The organism is Massilia sp. P2_C2, from assembly GCF_056404615.1.
Map to the genome: position 1 here is coordinate 1 of NZ_JBFUDR010000332.1, position 6260 is coordinate 6260.

Genomic DNA, 6260 nt, shown 5'->3' on the forward strand with positions numbered 1-6260 from the left:
GCGCCACGGTGCCCTGTGCGGACTTGCCGCGCGCGGCGCCACGGTGCCCTGTGCGGACTTGCCGCGCGCGGCGCGCACGTCGGCGGGCTCGATGCCATGGTCCATCGCGTTGCGCACGAGGTGGGTGAGCGGGTCGCCGATCTTTTCGACGACGGTCTTGTCCAGCTCCGTGTCCTCGCCGCCGACGTCCAGCCGGATGTCCTTGCCCAGTTCGCGCGCCACGTCGTGCACGACGCGCTGGAAGCGGTTGAACGTGGCGCCGATCTTCACCATGCGCAGCTGCAGCGCGCTGTCGCGCACTTCCTCGACGAGGCCCGACAGGGTGGACGTGCATTCGAGCAGCTCGGCGTTGTGCGCGCGCCGCGCGACGAGGTTGGCGCTGGCGCCGGCGATGATCAGTTCGCCGACGAGGTTGATCAGGCGGTCCAGCTTGTCCGCGTCGACGCGCACGGAGCGGCTTTCCTGCTGTACCCTGGCTTCCGGCGCCTGGCGCTGTCTGGCCAGCGCCGCTTCGACGACGGGGGCGCGCACGGCGCCCTGGCCGACGAGGATCTCGCCGATCGGCTGGACGGGCGCGGTGGCCGTGGCCTGCGCCGCCAGTGCCAGCTCCAGTTCGTGCGCGGTGACGCTGCCGCAGCGCACGAGCATCTGGCCGAGCCGCTCGCGCTGTTCGGGCAGCTCGTCCAGCCAGGCCACGTATTCGGCGATGCGGTTCTCGGGCGGCAGGATGCGGATCTGGCAGTCCTCGCGCACGAAGTCGAACACGCTGTCGATGGTGGCCTTGTCGGCGCTGCTGGCGAACCCGATCTCGAAGCCGAGATAGCACGACTCCGGGTCGAATGCGTCCGCATCCGGCAGATCGTCCGCGAGCGTCGCGATGCCGGTGATCGTGCCCAGCTGGCCCAGGTAGCGGATGAAGGACAGCGGGTCCATGCCGTTGCGCAGCACGTCGCGGCCGAAACGCAGCGAGATATGCCAGTGGCCGTCGCCCGCGTCCGCAGGCCCGGCGACCTTGACGCCGCAAGCGGGCGCCGGGGCCGGACCGTCCAGGTAGGCTTGCAGCGCGGCGACGAGCGGTGCGCCCGCAGCCGCGAGGCCGGCATTGCCGTCCAGCGTGCCGCTTTCGACCGCGTCGACGAGGGCACCGATATGGTCGCGGCAGGCGAGCAGCAGCGCCACCAGTTCGTCGGTGACGTCGCCGTCGCCGTCGCGCACCTTGTCCAGCACGCTCTCGGCCACGTGCGTGAATTCGACGACGGGATCGAGGCCGAACATGCCGGCCGATCCCTTGATCGTGTGGGCCGCGCGGAAGATCGCGTTGACGGCGTCGACGCCGTCGCGCGTGACCGCCAGCAGCGCGGTTTCCATCTGCTCGAGCAGTTCGCGGCTTTCGGCGATGAAGGTGACGGTCACCTGGTCGATGTCGATGCTCATGCGGATTCTCCTTCGCCCGTCAGGCCGAGCAGCGTGAAAGCGTCGCGCACGGCGGGACTGGGGCCCCGCAGTTCGAGTCGCTTGCCGAGCCGCGCGGCTTCGCGCCGCGCCACCAGCAGCAGCTGCGCGCCGGCGCTGTCGAATTCCGTGACGTTGGCCAGGTCGAGCGCGGGCGCGTCGTGGGTGCGCACGGTGTCCAGCAGCGCGGGTTTCAGCTCCGCGGCACGGTAGATCGTCATCTCGCCTTCGACCGCCAGGCATGCGGCGGCCCCTTGGCTCGTATCGCCAATATTCATGGGTTGCTCCGGGAAAGGCCGGCCGGCGCCGGCCGGGGTGTCAGGACAGGGTCAGCTTCTGGACGGCGGCGAGGAGGGCTTCGGGCTTGAACGGCTTGACCATCCAGGCGCGCGCGCCGGCCGCCTTGCCCTGTTCCTTCTTGTCTTCCTGCGATTCCGTCGTCAGCATCAGCACGGGCGTGAACTTGTAGGCCGGTCGGGTCTTCAGTTCGCGCACGAACGAGATGCCGTCCATGTTCGGCATGTTGACGTCGCTGATGATCAGGTTGACCTTCTGGCCGGTCAGCTTGGCCAGCGCGTCGCGGCCGTCGCAGCCTTCGATGACGTCGTAACCGGCCTGCTTCAGTGCGAGGCCGACGACCTGGCGGATCGAGCTCGAATCGTCCACCACCATGATGGTTTTTGCCATGGCTACTCCTAGAAAAATGTGATCTCTTCGGCCAGCTGCGGAGCCGGTTTGCTGTTGCGCTTGTGGAGCTGGCGTTCCTCGGCCATCGCATACGTGCTTTCCAGTTCGGCCAGCAGGCCGCGCGCGTCGAGCGGGGGCAGGGCGGCGCCGGCGGCACCTGGCGCCTGTTCGTCCAGCCAGCCGGGCAGGCGGGCGATGTTCTGGCGCACGTGCGCGAGGATCTGGCTGACGCGGTCCTGGAATTGCAGCTGCACGAGCGCTGCCGCGACCTCGGCCTGGATGCCGGTGCTTTCGCGCTGCAGCAGGTCGGACGACTGCACGAGTGCATCCGTCACGCCGCGCAGCGAGCCGAGCACGTTGCCGATCTTTTGTTCGGACGCCTGCACGGCACGCGTTTCCTCGCGCATCGACTCGCCGGCCGCGCGGCACGTGGCGTCGATCGCGGCGCTGATGCGGCCGACCTGTTCGGCGATGTGCTTGCCGGCGYCGGCCGAGCGGTTCGACAGCATGCGCACCTCGTTCGCGACGACGGCGAATCCGCGCCCGGCCTCGCCGGCGCGCGCCGCCTCGATGGCCGCGTTCAGCGCCAGAAGATTGGTCTGCCAGGCGATGCTGGCCACGTCTGCGGCCATCTTCTGCAGGTGCGCGGTGACTTCCTGCAGGCCTTCGATCTTGCCCAGCATCTGCTGCTTGCTGGCGGCGGCGCCGGCCAGCATGTCGAGCAGCGAACGCAGTTCCTGTTCGCTGGCGGCGAATGCGTCGACGATGCTGTCGCCATTACGGGCCCTGCCGGATGCGTCGAGCGCCTGGCCGAGCCGGGTGACGATGCCGGAAAAACGTTCGACCAGCGCCACGACGGCCGCCTCCATCTGGTCGCGCGAGGCGTCGATGTGCGACGTCCACACGTCGGCCACGTCGGCGCCGAACGCGCGGCGGCTGGCCAGATAGTCGTCGGCCGTGGTGCGGTTGCCGGGCTCTGCCGGCGCGCGCATGGTGGCGATCGCGCCGGCGCCCAGCAGTGCGGCGGCGAACAACCAGCCATGCCACTGCCAGCCGGCCAGCGGGACGATGATGCAGGCCGCGGCCACGGCCACGATCAGCGGGGAGCAGGTTTGCAGGGGGCGTAGTCGCGACACGCGGCGCTCCGTCGGGTTATCGATGTTCGGGTGATTCGGTGCCGGAACGGCTAGTTCGGCATATCGTATTTGCGGTATTTACTTTCCGCATGGGAATAAATGATTGCAGACCGACTTGCTGTAACGCAAGCTTTTTGAGCGGAAATGTTGCAGTGCGAGGCGAATACAACACAACGTTGGGCGAACGCTAACATATTGTTGCAAAAGGGTTTTATGCACGCTGCAAGCCGGTATGCGGATTCGATGACGGCGCCAGCTGGCCGAGTTATTGTTCAATTATTTGATAAATGTATGCATGATGGATTCTGTCATTCCTGGCCGGCGGGACAAGCGGTGCGGGCGCTGCCTTCGGCCATGCCGAGGCGAGGCACCGGAATTTCCGGATTGCGGGAGTGGGACGCGGAGGGTACGATCGGTTGCGGATGGGCGGTGCTACATGCCCGGGATCGCAGTGCCGTTGATGTCAGGGGACGAGATGCTACACGCCTTGCTCGCGACGATAGGCGGTCTGGCCATGCTGGCCAGTATCGCGGCAAAGTTCGTCGGGCCGCCCGCCGCCACGGAGGTGGACGACGGCGCGGCCCGGGGGGATGCGGAGGGGGCGGGGCCGGTCAGCGCTTCAGCTGCGACAGGTCGCGCACGGCGCCGCGGTCGGCCGACGTGGTCAGCGCCGCGTATGCGCGCAGCGCCTGCGAGACGGCGCGTTCGCGGTTGACGGGCTGCCAGGCGGCGTCGCCGCGTGCTTCCATCGCGGCGCGGCGGCTGGCCAGTTCATCGGCCGACACGCGCAGGTTGATGGTGCGGTTCGGGATGTCGATGTCGATCGTGTCGCCTTCCTCGACGAGGCCGATCGCGCCGCCTTCCGCCGCTTCCGGCGAGGCGTGGCCGATCACGAGGCCGGACGAGCCGCCCGAGAAGCGGCCGTCGGTGAACAGCGCGCATGCCTTGCCGAGACCCTTCGACTTGATGTACGACGTCGGGTACAGCATCTCCTGCATGCCCGGGCCGCCTTTCGGGCCTTCGTAGCGGATGATGACGACGTCGCCCGCATGGACGGTGTCGCCAAGGATGCCTTCGACCGCGGCGTCCTGGCTTTCGAACACGCGCGCCTTGCCCGAGAACTTCAGGATGCTCTCGTCCACGCCGGCCGTCTTCACGATGCAGCCTTTTTCGGCGATGTTCCCGTACAGGACCGCGAGGCCGCCGTCCTGCGAATAGGCGTGGGCGCGGTCGCGGATGCAGCCTTCGGCACGATCCAGGTCGGCCGTCTCGAAGCGCTCGGCCTGCGAGAATGCGACCTGCGTCGCCACGCCGCCCGGCGCGGCGCGGAACAGCGTGTGCACGGCCTGGTCGTCGCTACGTTTGATGTCGTATTTCTCGATCGCCTCGCCCAGCGTCGGCGAGTGCACGGTCGGCAGCGACGTGTCCAGCAGGCCGGCACGCGCCAGTTCGCCGAGGATGGCGATGATGCCGCCGGCGCGGTGCACGTCCTCGATGTGGTATTTGTTCGTCATCGGCGCGACCTTGCACAGGCAGGGCACGTTGCGCGAGATGCGGTCGATGTCGGCCATCGTGAATTCGACGCCCGCCTCGTGCGCGGCGGCCAGCAGGTGCAGCACGGTGTTCGTGGAACCGCCCATCGAGACGTCCAGCGCCATGGCGTTTTCGAACGCGGTCTTGGTGGCGATGTTGCGCGGGAGGATCGTGTAGTCGTCGCCTTCGTAGTGGCGCTTGGCGAGGTCGACGATCAGGCGGCCGGCGCGCAGGAACAGTTCCTTGCGGTCGGCGTGCGTCGCGACGATCGTGCCGTTACCCGGCAGCGACAGGCCCAGTGCCTCGGTCAGGCAGTTCATCGAGTTCGCCGTGAACATGCCGGAGCAGGAACCGCAGGTGGGGCAGGCCGAGCGCTCGACTTCCGCCACGTCGGCGTCGGAGATCTTCGAATCGCCGGCCTGGATCATCGCGTCCACGAGGTCCAGCTTGATGATCTTCTTGTCGTTGTTGACGACCTTCAGCACCTTGCCCGCTTCCATCGGGCCGCCCGACACGAACACGGTCGGGATGTTGATGCGCATGGCGGCCATCAGCATGCCCGGGGTGATCTTGTCGCAGTTCGAGATGCAGACCATGGCGTCGGCGCAGTGGGCATTGACCATGTATTCGACGGAGTCGGCGATCAGGTCGCGCGACGGCAGCGAGTACAGCATGCCGCCGTGGCCCATCGCGATGCCGTCGTCGACGGCGATGGTGTTGAATTCCTTGGCGACGCCGCCCGCCGCCTCGATCTCGCGCGCGACCAGCTGGCCCAGATCCTTCAGGTGCACGTGGCCCGGCACGAACTGGGTGAACGAGTTGACGACGGCGATGATCGGTTTTTCGAAGTCGCCGTCCTTCATGCCGGTCGCGCGCCACAGGGCGCGCGCACCCGCCATGTTGCGGCCTTGGGTCGTGGTATGGGAACGGTAAGTCGGCATGTTGTTGTCTCCTTGTGGACGGCGAACGGATGAGGACAAATAAGAACCTTAGAGTGCCGTGCTGGCGGCAAGTTGTCCAATATATGATTTGGTGGTCTGTGATACGTATTTCGTATCAGTAACCATGAAACAAAAAAGCAGCCGAAGCTGCCTTTTGTGTGATGCCGGCATTTGGTGGGCTCGGGGAGCCCACCCTACGGCCGGATGATACCGTAGGGTGGGCACCCCGTGCCCACCATGCGCATTTACCACCACATGCCGTAGATGGTGGCCAGCACCACGCAGATGACGGCCGAGCCGAGGGCGAACGCGCCGTCGACCTTGAACAGCCTGGTGTCGACGATCAGCGCCTTGACCTTGCCGCGGGCGAATACGGTGCTCAGCAGGACCATGCCGGCGACGACCAGCCAGAACACGATGAACATGCGGTCCAGGAACGGGATCTCGTAGACGCCCGAACCATTGTCGTGGGCGAAGCCGATCGGCGCGAGCACCGACAGGTCCACCATCC

At 67.1% G+C, this 6260-nt stretch carries 5 protein-coding genes and 1 pseudogene; all 6 read right to left on the reverse strand.

Going from position 1 to position 6260, the window contains the following annotated elements:
* The coding region (locus AC1DYX_RS26165) for a chemotaxis protein CheA (RefSeq protein ID WP_477264316.1) at window positions 1–1434 on the reverse strand (1434 nt) is incomplete at its 3' end.
* Window positions 1431–1730, reverse strand: coding sequence for an STAS domain-containing protein (locus AC1DYX_RS26170; RefSeq protein ID WP_477264318.1), 300 nt, complete (start codon window positions 1728–1730; stop codon window positions 1431–1433). The genes AC1DYX_RS26165 and AC1DYX_RS26170, both read right to left, overlap by 4 nt.
* 40 nt (window positions 1731–1770) lie before the next feature.
* On the reverse strand, window positions 1771–2139 hold the full coding sequence (locus AC1DYX_RS26175; RefSeq protein WP_477264320.1) for a response regulator: 369 nt from the start codon (window positions 2137–2139) through the stop codon (window positions 1771–1773).
* 8 nt (window positions 2140–2147) lie between these two features.
* Window positions 2148–3275, reverse strand: a complete 1128-nt coding sequence (locus tag AC1DYX_RS26180; RefSeq protein WP_477264322.1) for a methyl-accepting chemotaxis protein — start codon at window positions 3273–3275, stop codon at window positions 2148–2150.
* Window positions 3276–3886: 611 nt separating this feature from the next.
* On the reverse strand, window positions 3887–5749 hold the full coding sequence (ilvD, locus tag AC1DYX_RS26185; protein WP_477264324.1) for a dihydroxy-acid dehydratase: 1863 nt from the start codon (window positions 5747–5749) through the stop codon (window positions 3887–3889).
* A 245-nt stretch (window positions 5750–5994) separates the two neighbouring features.
* A pseudogene (locus AC1DYX_RS26190) lies at window positions 5995–6260 on the reverse strand (sodium transporter); the annotation flags it as partial.

Excerpts from the sequence above, each read along its gene's own strand:
- AC1DYX_RS26175 (WP_477264320.1), bottom strand. The coding sequence starts at position 2,139 with ATGGCAAAAACCATCATGGTGGTGGACGATTCGAGCTCGATCCGCCAG.
- ilvD (WP_477264324.1), bottom strand. The coding sequence starts at position 5,749 with ATGCCGACTTACCGTTCCCATACCACGACCCAAGGCCGCAACATGGCG.
- AC1DYX_RS26170 (WP_477264318.1), bottom strand. The coding sequence starts at position 1,730 with ATGAATATTGGCGATACGAGCCAAGGGGCCGCCGCATGCCTGGCGGTC.